This window comes from Bosea vaviloviae, assembly GCF_001741865.1.
GTDB lineage: Bacteria > Pseudomonadota > Alphaproteobacteria > Rhizobiales > Beijerinckiaceae > Allobosea > Allobosea vaviloviae.
In genome coordinates this window covers 1,746,190-1,761,159 of the sequence record NZ_CP017147.1, presented here as the reverse complement: position 1 = coordinate 1,761,159, position 14,970 = coordinate 1,746,190, and the positions used below count along the sequence as shown (strand labels likewise).

15 protein-coding genes are annotated in these 14,970 nt (G+C 63.1%); 7 read left to right on the top strand and 8 right to left on the bottom strand.

What is annotated here, in order from left to right; translation table 11 throughout:
• Positions 1-322 precede the first annotated feature (322 nt).
• Positions 323-616: a hypothetical protein gene (locus BHK69_RS08205; RefSeq protein ID WP_083269200.1), complete on the bottom strand. Its 294-nt coding sequence runs from the start codon at positions 614-616 to the stop codon at positions 323-325.
• Between the two features lie 288 nt (positions 617-904).
• On the opposite strand from BHK69_RS08205, the gene BHK69_RS08200 reads away from it, so the two are divergent.
• The 4 genes from BHK69_RS08200 (at position 905) to BHK69_RS31335 (ending at position 4,243) form a co-directional block, all read left to right on the top strand.
• Complete coding sequence (locus BHK69_RS08200) at positions 905-1,291, top strand: SpoIIAA family protein (RefSeq protein WP_069689666.1); 387 nt, start codon at positions 905-907, stop codon at positions 1,289-1,291.
• A gap of 99 nt (positions 1,292-1,390) precedes the next feature.
• A complete protein-coding gene (locus BHK69_RS08195; RefSeq protein ID WP_148663353.1) occupies positions 1,391-1,678 on the top strand; it encodes a hypothetical protein in 288 nt (95 codons plus the stop codon).
• A 625-nt stretch (positions 1,679-2,303) separates the two neighbouring features.
• Positions 2,304-3,581, top strand: a complete 1,278-nt coding sequence (locus tag BHK69_RS31340) for an AAA family ATPase (RefSeq protein WP_083269199.1) — start codon at positions 2,304-2,306, stop codon at positions 3,579-3,581.
• 2 nt (positions 3,582-3,583) lie between these two features.
• Complete coding sequence (locus BHK69_RS31335) at positions 3,584-4,243, top strand: hypothetical protein (protein WP_083269198.1); 660 nt, start codon at positions 3,584-3,586, stop codon at positions 4,241-4,243.
• Positions 4,244-4,249: 6 nt separating this feature from the next.
• On the opposite strand, the gene uvrB is transcribed toward BHK69_RS31335, so the two are convergent.
• Positions 4,250-6,928, bottom strand: a complete 2,679-nt coding sequence (gene uvrB, locus BHK69_RS08190; protein ID WP_083269197.1) for an excinuclease ABC subunit UvrB — start codon at positions 6,926-6,928, stop codon at positions 4,250-4,252.
• Positions 6,929-7,147: 219 nt separating this feature from the next.
• Between uvrB and BHK69_RS08185 the strand changes: the two genes are divergently transcribed.
• The 3 genes from BHK69_RS08185 (at position 7,148) to BHK69_RS08175 (ending at position 8,963) form a co-directional block, all read left to right on the top strand.
• On the top strand, positions 7,148-7,876 hold the full coding sequence (locus BHK69_RS08185; protein ID WP_069689664.1) for a helix-turn-helix transcriptional regulator: 729 nt from the start codon (positions 7,148-7,150) through the stop codon (positions 7,874-7,876).
• Positions 7,877-7,975: 99 nt separating this feature from the next.
• Positions 7,976-8,620, top strand: a complete 645-nt coding sequence (locus tag BHK69_RS08180; protein ID WP_069689663.1) for an acyl-homoserine-lactone synthase — start codon at positions 7,976-7,978, stop codon at positions 8,618-8,620.
• Positions 8,613-8,963 (top strand): hypothetical protein, encoded by a 351-nt coding sequence (locus BHK69_RS08175; protein WP_069689662.1) that lies wholly within the window; start codon positions 8,613-8,615, stop codon positions 8,961-8,963. The genes BHK69_RS08180 and BHK69_RS08175 overlap by 8 nt, the downstream gene beginning before the upstream one ends.
• 236 nt (positions 8,964-9,199) lie before the next feature.
• Here BHK69_RS08175 and BHK69_RS08170 read toward each other — a convergent pair whose 3' ends face one another.
• The 6 genes from BHK69_RS08170 to pstC form a co-directional block, all read right to left on the bottom strand.
• Complete coding sequence (locus BHK69_RS08170; protein ID WP_069689661.1) at positions 9,200-10,414, bottom strand: TIGR03862 family flavoprotein; 1,215 nt, start codon at positions 10,412-10,414, stop codon at positions 9,200-9,202.
• A 141-nt stretch (positions 10,415-10,555) separates the two neighbouring features.
• Positions 10,556-11,254, bottom strand: a complete 699-nt coding sequence (gene phoB / locus BHK69_RS08165; RefSeq protein WP_069689660.1) for a phosphate regulon transcriptional regulator PhoB — start codon at positions 11,252-11,254, stop codon at positions 10,556-10,558.
• Positions 11,255-11,428: 174 nt separating this feature from the next.
• Positions 11,429-12,148: a phosphate signaling complex protein PhoU gene (phoU, locus tag BHK69_RS08160; RefSeq protein WP_069689659.1), complete on the bottom strand. Its 720-nt coding sequence runs from the start codon at positions 12,146-12,148 to the stop codon at positions 11,429-11,431.
• A 39-nt stretch (positions 12,149-12,187) separates the two neighbouring features.
• Entirely contained in the window at positions 12,188-12,988 is an 801-nt protein-coding gene (pstB, locus tag BHK69_RS08155; protein ID WP_069689658.1) for a phosphate ABC transporter ATP-binding protein PstB, read from the bottom strand.
• A gap of 64 nt (positions 12,989-13,052) precedes the next feature.
• Positions 13,053-13,943: a phosphate ABC transporter permease PstA gene (pstA, locus tag BHK69_RS08150; RefSeq protein WP_069689657.1), complete on the bottom strand. Its 891-nt coding sequence runs from the start codon at positions 13,941-13,943 to the stop codon at positions 13,053-13,055.
• Between the two features lie 12 nt (positions 13,944-13,955).
• A complete protein-coding gene (gene pstC, locus BHK69_RS08145) occupies positions 13,956-14,927 on the bottom strand; it encodes a phosphate ABC transporter permease subunit PstC (RefSeq protein WP_069689656.1) in 972 nt (323 codons plus the stop codon).
• Positions 14,928-14,970 lie beyond the last annotated feature (43 nt).

Sequence of the window (14,970 nt, the reverse complement as noted above, 5' to 3'; positions counted from 1 at the left end):
CTCGTCTGTCACCAATCTATCCAGGCAGGACACGCTGCCACCTTCTCCCCTCGGGGGAGAAGGTGGGCCGGCGGAGCCGGGTCGGATGAGGGAAGGGAGCGAGCCGAAACAAGACTGCCCTCATCCGTCAGCGCTATGCGCTGCCACTTCTCCCCCGAGGGGAGAAGGGAAAGTCATCCCCGCGCCTCTTCCGAGATACCCGGGTCAAGCCCGACCACGACGGCAGGGCGATGCTGAAGCACAGAAAAAAGCGCCCCGCGAGCGATCGCGGGGCGCTTCCTGGATATGTGCCGGCGAGCCGCTGGCAGGGCCCGCCTCGGGCTCAGCTCTTGCTGGGCATCAGCTTCATGGCGTTGTCCATGTGGGTGGTGCAGCCCTTCATGTCCTTCTTGGCCAGCATCTCCTTGGCCAGGGTCATTTCCTTCGTGGCCGCGGTCTTCTTGGTCGCGTCCGTCAGCTTGGAGGCGTCGGTATCCAGCTTGGTCAACTCGGCCTGGGTGCAGGTCACGGGCATCGCGGGCGCCGCAGGTGTTGCGGGCGCGGCAGTCTGCGCCTGGACCGGCGACAGAGCGAGCGCGAAGCCGAGAGCAGCAAGCGTAAGGGTGGTTTTGAACATTGTTTTTCTCCCTGATGAACCGAATGGCCCATAGCGGGAAGAACAATTCGGCGATAATTTCGTTCCATTAATTCTACGATACGAAGAAAAATGTTCTTATTGGAAAGCTGAACGCCACACCTCGACATGGACTTGGCGTTTTTATTTAGATCTCGACTTATTGTTTTCTTTTTCCACCGCCCGATGTCGATCACGGAATATTGCCGGAACCGCGACGCCCTTTCCTTTGCCTGCCCCACGCAACCTCTCGCGCGCCGGCGCGTTTCCCTTTCTCTTGGGGAGGCCATCATGTTCGAAATTCTCGCCGCGCCGGACCATGTCGCCGCTTATCGCCTGACGGGCACGCTGACGGAGGCCGATCTCGACGGCGTCGTCGCCGATCTTGAGGACCGGCTGTCCCGCCATGAAAAGCTCGGCATCCTGGCTGATCTGACCGGCTTCGAGGACATGACCTTCCGGGCCGGGCTCAAAGATGTGCGCTATGGGCTCAGCATGGTGCGACGATTGAAACGCTTTCCGCGCGAGGCGGTGGTCACCGACAAGGGCTGGATCGAGAGCTTCGCGGCGATCGCCAACCCGATCATTCCGCATGTCGAGGTGAAATGCTTCAAGCCGGCGGAGTTCGACGCGGCGCTGGCCTGGGCGAGCGAGATCGAGGGCGGGCCGGAGGCGTAAGGCTCGCTCCCAACATGAACGGCAGTGAACCTTTTCGTTCAGCATCTGTTTCAACTTGGCCTGCTCTATTGCGGCATCGAGAAAACCCGGGAGGAATTCATGCGTCAATTTCTGATCGCCGCGGCCATTGCGCTGGGAGCGGCCGCGACACCAGCGGCAGCGAGCGAGGCCTTCACCGGCGCAAGCGCGCTCGACAAGGTCGAAGTCACCTATACCAGGCACAACCGCGAGCATCGCATGTGGGAGATTCAGCGGACCCAGGAGATGCAGGCGCGGCGCGGCTACCGCCATCACGATCGCGGCTATGATCGCGGCTATGGCCGCCACCGTGGCGGCCCGCCGCCCTGGGCCCCGGCCCATGGCCGCCGCGACCGCGACCGCTGGTGAGCTCCAGCTTTGATGGAAGGCCCGGCCGCAAGGCCGGGCCTTTTTTCGTTTTTGGGGGATGGTGCGGGAGCCGCGACGCCATCTTCCTTCTCCCGGATGGGAGAAGGTGCCCCGGCAGGGGCGGATGAGGGTGTGCCGTCTCAGTAGAAGATGCGACGGCTCCGGCACGCCTCAATCATCAGCGGCGGGCCCTCATCCCTGCCCTTCTCGCACCCGGGAGAAGGGTTCCCCGCGCCTATATTGGAGTGTGGCGGAGCCTCGACAGAGAACCCTCTCCTGTAAGGAGAGGGCAGGGTGAGGTGTAGGCCGTTATCCGGAAGGGACGAGCCCTCACCGCCGCACGCGGTTGGCTTTGCGCGTTACTGGTCCAGGGGCCAACACCTCATCCCTGCCCTTCTCCTTACAGGAGAAGGGTTCCCCGCGCCTTTCCTGCCGAATATAGCCGAACCCGAAAGGTGACGAGCACGGCGACAACCGCCGCATTGTGGTAGGAAGGTCCAGCGCCTCGCGCGCATCGAGCAGAAAGTGCCTTGAAGCGATCTTCGTATTGCTCGCCATTGGCAGCGCAGCCAAAATTGATATGGTAGGTATCGAGATTTAGAATTAATCGCTTTGAGGTAAAACTGTGGCCCGCATCGAAGGCTTTCGCGTTCGCAACTATCGTGCACTTAAAGATGTCACGCTAGGTCGACTGTGGAATTTGCGCGATCAAGACCCACTTACGCCCCTTACTGCTGTAATAGGGAAGAATGGGGTAGGCAAGAGCACGCTTTTCGATGCATTCGGATTCCTGTCTGATTGCTTGAGACTTGGTGTTGAAGAAGCATGTGATCAGCACGGCCGCGGTGGATTTGATCGAATTCGTACGCAAGGCGCAATAGAACCAATACAATTTGACATTTACTACAAAGAAGACCTTCAATCTCGACCGATAACTTATGAAATATCCATAGATACCGACTCTGGCGGGCGACCCTATGTTATGAGCGAGCGCTTGAGACAGCGACGCAGAGGGCAATCAAATGGGTGGCCGTTCTCATTTCTGATCCTGAACTCGGGCCGTGGAGTTGCTTGGAAGGGAGAGGAGGTCGGGCTGAAAGAAGAAGAGAATAATCTCTCGTTCGATGACGTGCTGAACATCGTGTCTCGCAATTCTGGGGAAGAAACTACTGAAACTGAACTGGTTGAACTCGACGATTCGCGACGCCTTGGCATATCCACATTAGGTTCACTAAAGCAGCACCCGAGAATCGCGGCATTTCGGCGGTTTATCGAGGGTTGGCATCTCAGCTATTTTACTCCCGATGCCGCGCGGGGCCTGCCAATGGCGGGCCCCCAGCGGCACCTGAATGTACACGGCGACAATTTGGGCAACGTGGTCCAGTTTCTAGAGCGAGAGCATCCTCGACGCTTTAGGGAGATACTATCTCGTATATCCAAAAAAATACCAGCCATCGAAAAGATAGACACCCACAGAACTGAAGATGGCCGCCTTCTCCTCAGATTTAATGACAAAGGCTTCGATGACCCGTTCTTCGCTCAACAAATGTCCGATGGTACACTCAAGATATTTGCTTATCTTTTACTCTTAGAAGACCCAGAGCCCCCTCCGTTTTTATGCATTGAAGAGCCAGAAAATGGATTATACCATAAATTGCTTGAATCTCTGGCGGTTGAATTTCGTACCCACGCGACTGGAAAGAAAGATACCTCGCAGATATTTGTAACAACGCACCAGCCGTATTTTGTTGATGCGCTCGCGCCGAACGAAGTCTGGGTAATGGAGAAGGGAGAAGACGGACTATCTTCGGTCAGGCGAGCCAGCGACATAGATATCGTTAGTAACATGGTGGCTGAAGGCCTCCCATTGGGCGGGCTATGGTATAGCGATTATCTGGATTGAACATGCTTCACATCGAATTTCTAGTCGAAGACATATCCGGCAAAAGGGCGTTGGATGCGATTCTGCCAAATCTCGCCGGAGATTTTAGTTACAGGGTCATCGCCTATAAAGGAATCGGTCGAATTCCCAAAGGGTTGAAGCCCAGTTCTGATGCGAGCAAGCGGATATTACTAGATCAGCTACCACGTCTTATGCAAGGATACGCAACGTCCTTTAAAGATGATTCTGATGACTATGTTCGATTTGTTTTTATCGTTTGCGATCTAGACGATCGCGTAATGGTTGATTTTCTGAAGGAAATAAATAATTCAATTAACGTATGCCATCCCGTCCCAAAATACAAAATTTGCCTTGCCATTGAAGAAGGTGAAGCGTGGTTATTGGGCGACCAACGAGCGCTTTTATCCGCTTACCCCAAAGCCAACAAGGCAATCCTTGCGACCTATGTACAAGACTCAATATGTGGAACTTGGGAGAAACTCGCTGATGTCGTATATCCCGGCGGCGCAAAGGCTCTCAAAAAAACAAATTTTGTTGAAATAGGCAGGATGAAATCAGTTTGGGCCGACAATATAGCTCCATTAGTTGAAAAAAATAGAAATATATCACCAAGTTTCAATTTTTTTGTTGATGCCATTGTCGAGACTACATCGAATAATTAACCTCATTCACCGCCTCCCCCGCCGCTTCCCCCTCCCCTCTCCCGCCCCCAGCGGCCGCGAATCCGGCCTTGGGCCCATCTCGTCGAGCGTCGGCTTCTTCGGGCGGGCGACCGGCTTGGCTTCTCCGCCGCCCCAGTTATGCGGCCCCATATCCGCATCGGTCGGCTTGCGCGCCCGGGTCGGCAGGTTGGCGTTGGCACCGTAGCTGCGCTCGCCCTTGTATTTGCCGGCTGAGGCCTCGACGTCGCCCTGGCGGGCGAGCGGGTCGTCGGAGATGGCGAGCTCGGTCGCCTGGAGGCGCTTGATCTCGTCGCGCAGGCGCGCGGCGGTCTCGAATTCGAGGTCGGCGGCGGCTTCGCGCATGCGCTTTTCGAGATCGGCCAGGGCCGCCTTGAAGTTGTGGCCGGCGACCGGCGTGCCCATGCCGGCATCGACCGTGACATGGTCGCGCTCATAGACCGAGCCCAGGATGTCGCCGATGGCGCGCTTGATCGATTGCGGCGTGATGCCGTGGGCGGCGTTGTAGGCCTCCTGCTTCTCGCGGCGGCGCGAGGTCTCGGCCATCGCCCGCTCCATCGAGCCGGTGATGTGGTCTGCGTAGAGGATGACGCGGCCGTCGACATTGCGGGCGGCGCGGCCGATGGTCTGGATCAACGAGGTCTCGGAGCGCAGGAAACCCTCCTTGTCGGCGTCGAGAATGGCGACGAAACCGCATTCGGGAATGTCGAGGCCCTCGCGCAGCAGGTTGATGCCGACGAGAACATCAAACGCTCCAAGGCGGAGATCGCGAAGAATCTCGATGCGCTCGATCGTGTCGATGTCGGAGTGCATGTAGCGAACACGCACGCCGTTCTCGTGGAGATACTCGGTCAGGTCCTCCGCCATGCGCTTGGTCAGCACGGTGACCAGGGTGCGGTAGCCCTTGGCCGAGACCTCCTTGATCTCGTCCAGGAGGTCGGCGACCTGATGTTTTGCCGGGCGGATCTCGACCGGCGGGTCGATCAGGCCGGTCGGGCGGATGACCTGCTCGGTGAAGACGCCGCCGGTGCGGTCCATCTCCCAGCTGCCCGGCGTGGCCGAGACATGCACCGATTGCGGGCGCATCGCGTCCCATTCCTCGAAACGCAGCGGCCGGTTATCCATGCAGGAGGGCAGGCGGAAGCCGTATTCCGCCAAAGTCGCCTTGCGCCGAAAGTCGCCGCGATACATGCCGCCGATCTGCGGCACGGTGACATGGCTCTCATCGGTGAAGACCAGCGCATTGTCGGGCAGGTATTCGAACAGGGTCGGCGGCGGCTCGCCCGGCTTGCGGCCGGTGAGATAGCGCGAATAATTCTCGATGCCGTTGCAGGAGCCGGTGGCCTCGATCATCTCGATGTCGAAGGTGCAGCGCTGGTCGAGCCGCTGCGCCTCGAGATAGCGGCCCATCTTGTTGAGCTCGTCGAGGCGGCCCCGCAGCTCCTCCTTGATCGACTTCACGGCCTGAGTCAGCGTCGGGCGCGGCGTGGTGTAGTGCGAATTGCCGTAGACCTTGACGAATTCGAGGTCGGCGGTCTTCTGGCCGGTCAGCGGGTCGAACTCCGAGATCTGCTCGACCTCGTCGCCGAACAGGCCGATGCGCCAGGCGCGGTCCTCATAGTGGGCCGGAAAGAGTTCGATGACATCGCCGCGCACGCGGAAGGAGCCGCGGACGAAATCGCCAAGGGTGCGCTTGTATTGCAGGGCGACGAGATCGGCGATGAGCTGGCGCTGCTCGATCTTCTCGCCCAGCTTGATGCCGAAGGTCATCGCCGTATAGGTCTCGACCGAACCGATACCGTAGATGCACGAGACCGAGGCGACGATGATGACGTCGTCGCGCTCCAAGAGCGAGCGCGTGGCGGAGTGGCGCATGCGGTCGATCTGCTCGTTGATCGAGCTTTCCTTCTCGATGAAGGTGTCCGAGCGCGGCACATAGGCCTCGGGCTGGTAGTAGTCGTAATAGGAGACGAAATACTCGACCGCGTTGTCGGGGAAGAAGCTCTTGAACTCGCCATAGAGCTGCGCGGCCAGCGTCTTGTTCGGCGCCAGGACCAGCGCGGGACGCTGCGTCTTCTCGATGACTTGCGCCATGGTGAAGGTCTTGCCGGAGCCGGTGACGCCCAGGAGCACCTGGTCGCGCTCCTGGCGCGAGATGCCGTCGACGAGATCGGCGATCGCGGTCGGCTGGTCGCCGGCGGGCTCGTATTCCGAATTCATCCGGAAGCGGATGCCGCCTTCGGATTTATCGGGGCGCGGCGGGCGATGCGGCGTCCAGGCCTTGCCGGGATCGATGAAGGGGCTGCCGGTCTCCAGCAGCGTCTGCAGCGACTGCGCCGTCAGGCTCGCGGCGGTCTCGCCCTCGACGCCGTCAAAGGCGGAATCGGCCTTCTTGCCGATCTTGCGCTTGGGAGCGCCGTCGCCGGGCCGGGCCTCGGGCTCGTAACCGGCCTGCGGTTGGTCGCTGAAGCCGGCGGCGCCGCCCGGGACCGCATTGCCGCGGTTGATCGCCGGGTTGAGCAGATCGGCGAGATAGCCTTCCAGCGGCTTCAATTCCTGGCGCGAGGCCTTGGAATTAGGCGTGCGCGCGCTGGCCGGCTTCTTCGCGGGCTTCGTCTTGGCGTCAGGGGCGGAAGTTTTGGCGTCAGGGGCGGAAGTTTTGGACATGGCGGCAATATGGGACGGAAGCCTCCCAAGCGCGAGAGGGCAAGGCGCATGGCAGGCCGCATAGCTGACAGGAGATGGCAGGAGAAGATGGCCGTGCGGCGCGCCTCCGTGCCTTACGCGCAGAGCCGGCCCCGCCTAAAGGCTCGGTCTTGCTGAAGGCATTGACTCCCCGAGACGCGCTGCAACAATACGGTTATAATGCGGCCATTGGGGACCGTCATGTCGGGACAACACTTCGACACCGGACGAGACGCGCTCGATTTCATCGATGTGCTGACGCGTCTCAACGACCCGCAGACGATCATCTCCTCACTGCGCGACAAGCTCGCCAGCTTCGGCTTCCACGCCTTCCTGATCACCGGCCTGCCGGAGACCGGCGACAGGATCGCCCCGCTCGTGCTGTTGAATGGCTGGCCCGACGGCTGGTTCGAGCTCTATGTCCGGCAGAACTATGCCGATGACGACCCGATCGCGGCGCATTGCAAGACCACGACGAACCCGTTCGTCTGGGACGAGGTCTATCGCCAGGAGGTCGCCAGCGCGCGCCAGCAGGAGATCATGCGGCGCGCCAGCGACTTCAAGATGATCCACGGCTTCTGCGTGCCGATCCACAATGAGGACGGCTTCAAGGCCGTCGTCACCATGGCCGGCGACAGGCCCGACCTGTCGCGGCAGTCCCGCTCCGCCATCCACCTGATGTCGCTCTATGCCCATGCCAAGGCCGAGGCCGCCATGCACGGCACCCAGGGCCATTGCCTCACCGTGCGGGAGCGCGAGGTCCTGACCTGGATGGCTGTCGGCAAATCGACCGAGGGCGTCGCGGAGGTGCTCAATATCCGCGCCGGAACCGTCGAGGCGCATTACCAGAACGCTGCCCGCAAGCTCGGCGCCCGGGGCCGCACGCGCACGGTGGTCGAGGCGCATCTGCGCGGCGAGATCCAACTTTAGTCTACAGCCCAACGAAAGCGCTGGCACTCCCGGAAAACCGGGATTCCGCCCGGCGCGGATCGGCAGAAAATTCTTCCTCACGCCGCTGAGGAAGAACTCATGATTCACATCATCGACGCCTCCAATCGCCGGCTCTATGCCGACCAGATCGAGGAACATTTCCGCATCCGGCACCGCATCTATGTCGAGGAGCGCCGCTGGATGGAGCTGGAGCGCCCCGACGGACGCGAGGTCGACCAGTTCGACACCGACGACGCGGTCTATCTGCTGGCGCTGAAGGAGGGCAAGGTCATCGGGGGCTCCCGCCTCGTGCCGACGCTCGGCCCGCATCTGATGAGCGAGGTCTTTCCCTACCTCGCCAATATCCGCGGCCTCCAGCGTGGCCCCGACATCGTAGAATGGACCCGGATCTTCGTGGTTCCCGAGTATCGCGGCCGCGAATCCACCGTGCTGCACACCGTCCTCGCCGGCATTCTCGAATACTGCCTGGAGCAGCATTTCAGCGCGATCACCGTCGTGATGGAAACCTGGTGGATGCCGCGCTTCCTGGAGCTCGGCTGGGAGGTCAAACCGCTCGGCCTGCCGACGATGATCGACGGCATGTCCTGCATCGGCACGATGATCAGCGTGACCGAAGAGGCTTGGCGCAACACGCTGGCATTCAAACGGATTGCGGCCCCGACATTGGTCGACCGGCGGCATGGGCCGCACATCACCGAGGAAAGGCGAACCAACCATGTATGACGAGCACAGCTATTCGGCCTTATCCTCCGAGGAACGGCAAGACCTCGGAAACGCGCTGGCGACCCTGATGACGCTGATGGAACGGCACCGGGGCTACACCCCGCTGCTGGAAGCAGCGTCCCATTTCGACCTCCCCGACGATCTCTGGCTGCTGACTCAGGTCATGGGCCTGGACGATGCCGGGCGCTCGGCGCTGGTGCAGCTCTTCCTGCTGACCAATGGGGCGATCCAGGCCAAGCCGTTGAGCCAGGACGCCGTCATGCTGGTAAGCCACGATCTCGGCGCCATCTACGAGCGGGCCCGGGACCGCGAGCGCGGGGTGGCCTCACCTCACGACGCGTGACGAAGGGGCAGACCTAGGGGCAGGCGGGAGAAGCGCACTCGCTTGTCCCATGTCTCCCGGAGCCAGATGTCTCCCGGAACCACGCCGTCATCCTGGCCGAAGCGAAGCGGAGCGCCGGGATCATCGGAGGGCCGATCCTTTGACGGACCTGGCTCTACGATGGATCCCGGAGCTACGCGGCTCCGCCGCTTGTCCAGGATGACGTGGAGGTTCTGGAGCGAGATTTCTTGCTCAGCTTACCCTCGCGCCAGCCAAGCCTCCAGCCCCGCCGCCGCCGCGATGCCGGTGGCGAAGCAGGCCTGCAGCAGGTAGCCGCCGGTCGGGGCTTCCCAGTCCAGCATCTCGCCGGCAACGAAGACGCCGGGCAATGCCTTCAGCATGAAATCGGGGGTGACCGCACCAGCTTCGATGCCGCCGGCGCTCGAAATCGCCCGCGTGATCGGGGCGAGGCCGGTGAGTGTGAGGGGAGCGGTCTTGATCAGCGCCGCCAAGGCCGCTGCGTCCTCAGGCAAGCGCGGGCTCGCCTCGCGCAGGAGCGCGATCGCAGCCGGCGACAGGCCCGCCGCCTTGCGCAGATGGTTGCTCAGCGTCTCGCCCTTGCGACGCTTCGCCAGACGCTCAACGAGGCGGGCGGTCTCCATGTCGGGCCGCAGGTCGAGCGTGACCGCCGCCCTGCCCTGGCGCAGGATCGCCTCGCGCAGCAGGCCCGAGAGCGCATAGACCGCGCCGCCCTCGATACCGTCGGCATCGATCATCGCCTCACCGGTGGCCTGACGCTCACCGAAGCGAATGACGATGCGCTTCAACGGCGCGCCACTGAAGCGCTCGCGCATCGTCGCCGACCAGGCCACCGTGAAGCCGCCATTGGCCGGCAGCAGCGGCGCGACGGTGACTCCGCGCTCCACGAGTCGAGGCGCCCAGCCGCCATCTGAGCCAAGGCGCGGCCAGCTCGCGCCGCCGAGCGCCAGCAAGGTCGCGCCGGGCCGGATCGTCTCGACCCCGCCGTCGCGGGTCTGGAAGGCGAGCGCGCCATCGGCGCTCCAGCCGGTCCAGAGCCTGCCCGGAGCGAATGTCACGCCTTGCCCTTCCAGCCGGCGCAGCCAGGCGCGCAGCAGAGGCGAGGCCTTCATCGCCTTGGGAAAGACGCGCCCGCTCGTGCCGATGAAGCTGTCGGCGCCGAGACCGTCGGCCCAATCGCGCAAAGCCTGGGGCGGGAAGGCGCGGATCGCCGGTTCGAGCCAGGCCTGCGCGCCGCGATAGCGCGTCAGGAACTGATCCAGCGGTTCGGAATGGGTCAGGTTCAGCCCACCGCGGCCGGCAAGCAGGAATTTACGCGCCGGCGAGGGCATGCGGTCATAGACCGTAACGGCGTGGCCGGCGGCGGACAGCCGCTCGGCGGCGATCAGGCCGGAGGGGCCTGCGCCGATGATCGCGATGGATTTGTTTTGCATCGGGAGGGCTTGGGGCCGGCGGGCGCGCGGGTCAAGCGCGATCGTCCATGCTCGGGCTTGACCCGCGCATCTCATGCCGAACCGAATGGCGCTTCATGCGGCTGGAGATTCTCGGGTCAAACCCGAGAATGACGCGCGCTTTCAGCCCCGCGCGAAAGTCTCGTCGAAAGCGTAGCCCGCGCCGCGCACGGTGCGCAGCGGGTCCTTGGCGTCACCGGGCGTGATCGCCTTGCGCAGGCGCCCGACATGAACGTCGACCGTGCGCTCGTCGATATAGACGTCGCGACCCCAGACGGCGTCGAGGAGTTGTGCGCGGGAATAGACCCGGCCAGGCGCCTGCATCAGGAATTCGAGCAGGCGGAATTCGGTCGGGCCGAGATGCAATTCCGCGCCGGAGCGGCGGACGCGGCGCGTCGTGCGGTCGAGCTCGAGATCGCCGGCCGCGAGCAGCCCGGCGACATGGCCAGGCTTCGCCCGGCGCAGCAGCGCCTGGATGCGCGCGATCAGTTCAGGCAGCGAGAACGGCTTGACCACGTAGTCGTCAGCACCGGTGGCGAGGCCGCGCACGCGCTCGGTCTCCTCGCCGCGGGCGGTGAGCATGATGATCGGCACGCGCTCGGTGTCGCGGCGCGTGCGCAGGCGGCGGCAGAGCTCGATGCCCGACAGGCCCGGCAGCATCCAGTCGAGCAGGACGAGGTCGGGCGTGTGGTCGCGCAGATGCAGTTCAGCATCGTCGCCGCGCGCGACGCTGTCGACCTCGAAGCCCTCGGCTTCGAGATTGTAGCGCAGGAGCAGGGTGAGCGGCTCCTCGTCCTCGACGATCAGGATGCGTGCGGGCATGTCTCGGTTCCGTTCTTGGCATTCAGCCGACACACACCGTCATGCTCGCCCTTGTGGCGAGCATCCATGTCTTGAACACAGGTCTCGACCGGCGAAGACGTGGATGGTCGGGATGATCCTCGGGACAAGCCCGAGGACGACCCTGACGGGAAAGGTGCCGGTGCGTTCATTCCATCAGCTCCCCGTCACCGCCTCGACATTGATGTCGGTGGTGTCGAGCTTCGGGCGGTTGAGATCGAGCGACTCGCCGGTGACGAGATAATGGATCGTCTCGGCGATGTTGGTGGTGTGATCGCCGATGCGCTCGACGTTCTTGGCGCAGAACAGGAGATGCGTGCAGAAGGTGATGTTGCGCGGATCTTCCATCATATAGGTCAGCAATTCCCGGAAGAGCGAGGTGTAGAGCGCGTCGATCTCGTCGTCGCGGCGCCAGACCTCCATGGCCTTCTGTTCGTTGCTCGCGGCATAGGCGTCGAGCACGTCCTTGAGCTGGGCCTGGACGAGGCGGCTCATATGCTCGAGCCCGACCACGGCGCGATGCGGCGGCTGGAACTGGCCGGAGATCGCGACCGCGCGCTTGGCGATGTTCTTGGCGAGATCGCCGACGCGCTCGATGTCGGCAGCGATGCGGATCGCCGAGATCAATTCACGCAGGTCGTTCGCCAGCGGCTGGCGCCGCGCGATGGTCAGGACCGCGCGCTCCTCGACATCGCGCTGCAGGTTGTCGAGGCGCTGGTCGGCGCTGATCACCTTCTGGGCGAGCGTGGTGTCGCGGCGCACCAGCGCCACGGTGGAATCGCCGAGCATGCGCTCGGACATGCCGCCCATCTCGGCGAGGCTGCGGCGCAGCGCCTCGAGTTCGGCGTCGTAGGAGCGGACGATATGGTCGGTCATCGCGGCGGATCCTCTGGAAGCGAAAACAGGGTTCGACAGTCAGCCGAAGCGGCCGGTGACATAGTCCTGGGTCTGCTTCTTGTGCGGGTTCATGAAGATGGTGTTGGTCGGCGCGAACTCGATCACCTCGCCAAGATACATGAAGGCGGTATACTGCGAGATACGCGCCGCCTGCTGCATGTTGTGGGTGACGATGACGATGGTGAAATCGGTCTTGAGCTGCTCCAGCAGATCCTCGATCTTGCCGGTCGAGATCGGATCGAGCGCCGAGGTCGGTTCGTCGAACAGGATCACCTCCGGCTTCTGCGCGATGGTGCGCGCGATGCACAGGCGCTGCTGCTGGCCGCCCGACAGGCCCATGCCCGAGGCCTTGAGCTTGTCCTTGACCTCGTCCCAGAGCGCCGCGCGGCGCAGCGCGCCCTCGACGCGATCGTCGAGCTCCGACTTCGGCGGCTTCTCATAGAGCCGGATGCCGAAGGCGACATTGTCGTAGATCGACATCGGGAACGGCGTCGGCTTCTGGAAGACCATGCCGATGCGCGAGCGCAACTCGTTCACGTCGACATCGTTGGAGATGACGTTGCGGCCGTCGAGGATGACCTCGCCGGTGGCGCGCTGCTCAGGGTAGAGCGAGTAGATGCGGTTGAAGATGCGCAGCAGGGTCGACTTGCCGCAGCCCGAGGGGCCGATCAGCGCCGTGACGTGGCGGTCGCGGAAATCGAGATTGACGCTCTTCAGCGCCTTGTGCTCGCCGTAGTAGAAATCGAGGTTCTTGACCGCGATCCGGACGGGGGCATCGGCGTCGAGTGATTGCGGGCTCAGTTCCAGGGTCGAAAGCATCGAAGGGTTCCTTCGGATCGGACGCGACGAATGTCAGAAGCGACGTATTGTTTGAAGCGACGGATTACTTGGAGCCGCGCACGATGCGGCGGGCGATGAGCGAGAGCACCAGGATCGACATGGTGATGATCAGCGAGCCGGCCCAGGCGAGCTGCTGCCAGTTCTCGTAAGGCGCCGAGGCGAACTGGTAGATCGTCACCGGCAAGTTGGAAACGCCGCCCGAGAGAGAGGGCGAGAACCAGAAATTGTTGTTCAGCGCGGTGAAGATCAGCGGCGCGGTCTCGCCGGCGATGCGGGCAAGAGCGAGCAGGATGCCGGTGACCATGCCGGATTTGGCCGCCCGCCAGGTGATCGAGGTGATCACGACGGAAGGCGGCGCGCCGAGCGCCGAGCCGGCCTCGCGCAGCGGCCCCGGAACCAGGCGCAGCATGTCCTCGGTGGTCCGCACGATGACCGGGATCGCGATGATGCCGAGCGCCACGCCGCCGGCCCAGCCGGAATAGCCGCCCAGAGGCTCGACCATGATGACGTAGACGAACAGGCCGATCAGGATCGAGGGCGCCGAGAGCAGGATGTCGTTGATGAAACGGATCAGGTCGGCGAGCTTCGAGCCCTTGCCGTATTCGGCGAGATAGGTGCCGGCGAGCACGCCGATCGGCGTCGCCACCACGATGCCGAGGAAGGTCAGCACGATCGAGCCGACGATGGCGTTGGCGAGGCCGCCGCCCTCCGAACCGGGACCCGGCGTGATCTGCGTGAAGGTCGCGACGGACAACCCGCCGACGCCCTTCACGATCAGCATGCCGAGAATCCAGAACAGCACGAAGATCGCAAGGCCGGTGAAGCCGGCCGCGATGATGCGCATGAGTTTATCGGCCGTGCGGCGCGACTGGCGGACGCGGCCCCATTCGGCATGGGGCAGCGGGCGGACGGTGGAGGGTGTCGTCAGGCTCATGACCGGGCTCGCTCAGTAGGCTTTGACGCGCGACACCAGGATGCGCGCGATGACGAGGACGACGAAGGTGACGAAGAACAGGATGCAGCCCAGCGCGATCAGCGCATTGAGTTGCAGGCCCATGGCCTCATTGAACTCGTTGGCGATGCGCGAGGCGATTGTCGAGCCGGGATCCATGATCGAGGCCGAGAGCCGGTTGGCGTTGCCGACGACGAAGGTCACCGCCATGGTTTCGCCCAGCGCACGGCCGAGGCCCAGCATGATCGCGCCGATGATCGAGACGCCGGCCTGCGGCACCAGCACATGGCGCACCACCTCCCAGGTGGTCGCGCCGATACCGTAGGCGCTCTCGCGCAGCACGGACGGAATCTGGTCCAGCATGTCGCGGGTGATCGAGGCGATGAAGGGGATGATCATGAAGGCGAGGATGATGCCGGCCGTGAGGATGCCGAGGCCGGAGGGCGAGCGCGAATACAGCACCGTGCCGACGATAGGCAGGCCTTCGACGATGTTGGAGAGCGGCACCTGCACATAGGCTGCAAACAGCGGCACGAAGACGAACAGGCCCCACATGCCGTAGATGATCGAGGGCACGGCGGCGAGGAGTTCGATCGCGGTCGAGACCGGCTGCTTGAACCAGGGCGGTGCGAGCTGCGTCAGGTAGACGGCGATGCCCAGCGACAGCGGCACGCCGATGACCAGCGCCAGAAGGGCGGTCGAGAGGGTGCCGACGATGGCGGGCCAGGCGCCGTACTGGTCGTTCTGCGTGTCCCAGACGCTGGAGGTCAGGAAGCCGAGCCCCATCTCGCGGAAGGCCGGCCAGCCGCCCATGATCATCGACAGCATGATGCCGGCGAGCAGGACGAGGACGAACAGCGCCGACAGGAAGCTGGCGTTGCGGAAGATGATGTCGAAGGTGCCCTTGGGGGTCTTTCGCTGGGGCGCAGCGCCGGGAACGGTCATGTGGTCGGTCACGGCGGTCATCCGCGGGTACTCCGGTATCGTTGCCGAGGCTTCCCAAGCCGCT

Bases quoted from the DNA above. Each gene is read 5' to 3' on its own strand.
- BHK69_RS31335 (WP_083269198.1), top strand. From the start codon at position 3,584: ATGCTTCACATCGAATTTCTAGTCGAAGACATATCCGGCAAAAGGGCG.
- pstC (WP_069689656.1), bottom strand. From the start codon at position 14,927: ATGACCGCCGTGACCGACCACATGACCGTTCCCGGCGCTGCGCCCCAG.
- BHK69_RS08205 (WP_083269200.1), bottom strand. From the start codon at position 616: ATGTTCAAAACCACCCTTACGCTTGCTGCTCTCGGCTTCGCGCTCGCT.
- phoB (WP_069689660.1), bottom strand. From the start codon at position 11,254: ATGCCCGCACGCATCCTGATCGTCGAGGACGAGGAGCCGCTCACCCTG.
- pstB (WP_069689658.1), bottom strand. From the start codon at position 12,988: ATGCTTTCGACCCTGGAACTGAGCCCGCAATCACTCGACGCCGATGCC.
- BHK69_RS08185 (WP_069689664.1), top strand. From the start codon at position 7,148: ATGTCGGGACAACACTTCGACACCGGACGAGACGCGCTCGATTTCATC.
- pstA (WP_069689657.1), bottom strand. From the start codon at position 13,943: ATGAGCCTGACGACACCCTCCACCGTCCGCCCGCTGCCCCATGCCGAA.
- uvrB (WP_083269197.1), bottom strand. From the start codon at position 6,928: ATGTCCAAAACTTCCGCCCCTGACGCCAAAACTTCCGCCCCTGACGCC.
- BHK69_RS08175 (WP_069689662.1), top strand. From the start codon at position 8,613: ATGTATGACGAGCACAGCTATTCGGCCTTATCCTCCGAGGAACGGCAA.
- BHK69_RS08170 (WP_069689661.1), bottom strand. From the start codon at position 10,414: ATGCAAAACAAATCCATCGCGATCATCGGCGCAGGCCCCTCCGGCCTG.
- BHK69_RS08195 (WP_148663353.1), top strand. From the start codon at position 1,391: ATGCGTCAATTTCTGATCGCCGCGGCCATTGCGCTGGGAGCGGCCGCG.
- BHK69_RS08180 (WP_069689663.1), top strand. From the start codon at position 7,976: ATGATTCACATCATCGACGCCTCCAATCGCCGGCTCTATGCCGACCAG.
- BHK69_RS08200 (WP_069689666.1), top strand. From the start codon at position 905: ATGTTCGAAATTCTCGCCGCGCCGGACCATGTCGCCGCTTATCGCCTG.
- phoU (WP_069689659.1), bottom strand. From the start codon at position 12,148: ATGACCGACCATATCGTCCGCTCCTACGACGCCGAACTCGAGGCGCTG.